We start from the raw sequence: 1,466 nt of genomic DNA, 5'->3' as shown, positions 1-1,466 counted from the left end.
ATGTTGTTGAATGGATAACACCTGCTCTGTTTCCCCCAAAGCCACATCAAACACCTGCACAGATCCCCGCTGGGTCTTAGCCCAAGTGTTTAAGACCTTGAGGGCATCGGGCAAGGGTTCAAAGGCGTAGATCTGGGCATCAGGAAAGAGCGATCGCATCCGTTTGGAGAACTGACCCTCATTGGCTCCAATATCCAAAATGGAACGAATGGGTAGACTAGAAAGCCCGAGCAGACGGCGATCCCAGTCTTTCACCAGGAACTTAGACAGCCAGTGGATGGAGCGATTGATGAGGGCGTAGCCTCGCTTGCTGGGCGATAGTTGGTTTAAATAATGCATAACTCATGACATCAGGGCAGGCGTGACTCCTCTTCTTGGCCAGACCTTGAACAGCCAAGAGTCTAGTTAAGTACCCCCACAGGATCTTAGAGGCTCGGGCGATCGCTACAGTGGGGGTGGCCCAGCAGTTCGCTAAAGGGCCTCAAACGTTGCCGTAAAGCCCTCCAGCGCCAGGCATTCTTCCATAAAATCTTCTGCATCACTCACCGATTCCACCTGAAATTCCATAATTCGGCGTTCATCGTCTTTCATTTTCTTCGATGCCAAGGGCGTATCGGAATATTGGGCAGCGATCGCCTTAAAGGCCACCGCATGGTCACGCCAGCTATCAGCAGAACATTGAATAATGACTCGCCACATACATCGCCCTTTGATGACTACAGTTGAGACCTGCTGCCCTAGGGTGGAAACAGGCCTTGCTCCATTGTGCCAGCAATTCTCGCGTTACAAAACCTGAGATCGCATTCCCTGTGGGAGGGGGCGATCGCGCTCTGCTGATTGGACGTTAAGATACTAGCTTAACTGGGTTCGAAATCGGTTGATACTGACGCCCAGAAATAGCACCGCAAAAACACTGAGAGCTAGGATATGAATCCACAGAGCTTCAACGCCTACATCTTTGAGAATTAGGCTACGGGCAATTTGTACATAGTGGCGTAGGGGATCCAGAAAAGATAGGGCACGAAAAAAAGGTGGCATGCTTTCAATGGGGGCGATCGCTCCGGAGAGCTGAATCAGCGGCACGTTGAAGAAAAATGAGATCAACACAACTTGCTGTTGATTATTCGCTAAGGTTGCCAATAGGATCCCAATGCCAATACAAACTAAGACGTACAGTGCTGATAAGGCTATAAATAGACCATAGTTGCCGCGAAAAGGAAGCCCAAAAATCACTCGCCCAATAGCAGACGCTAGCAAGACATCACCCATCAGCAGGACAAAGAGGGGAGCGATTTTGGCAGTGAGGATTTCCCAACCGGCAGCCGGGGTCATCAGAAGTTGCTCTAGGGTGCCCACATCTTTTTCTCGGATGACCGTGGTTGAGGAGACTAAGGATCCGGTGAGGGTCAGGACTACGCCAATCACCCCTGGGACAAAAAACCAACTGCTTAATAACCCAGGGTTAT

Annotated in this window: 3 protein-coding genes; all 3 read right to left on the bottom strand. The window is 50.4% G+C overall.

From position 1 onward, the window contains the following. The coding region (locus V6D20_00340; protein ID HEY9814246.1) for an FkbM family methyltransferase at positions 1 to 339 on the bottom strand (339 nt) is incomplete at its 3' end. Between the two features lie 132 nt (positions 340 to 471). Beyond that, complete coding sequence (locus V6D20_00335; protein ID HEY9814245.1) at positions 472 to 699, bottom strand: hypothetical protein; 228 nt, start codon at positions 697 to 699, stop codon at positions 472 to 474. A gap of 153 nt (positions 700 to 852) precedes the next feature. After that, positions 853 to 1,466, bottom strand: a 614-nt coding sequence (locus V6D20_00330; GenBank protein ID HEY9814244.1) for an ABC transporter permease, incomplete at its 5' end; no start/stop codon positions are given.

It is taken from the genome of Candidatus Obscuribacterales bacterium, assembly GCA_036703605.1.
In the GTDB taxonomy this organism is placed as follows: domain Bacteria; phylum Cyanobacteriota; class Cyanobacteriia; order RECH01; family RECH01; genus RECH01.
Note: the sequence above shows the minus strand (reverse complement) of the source record. Positions and strands in the feature narration are given on the sequence as shown.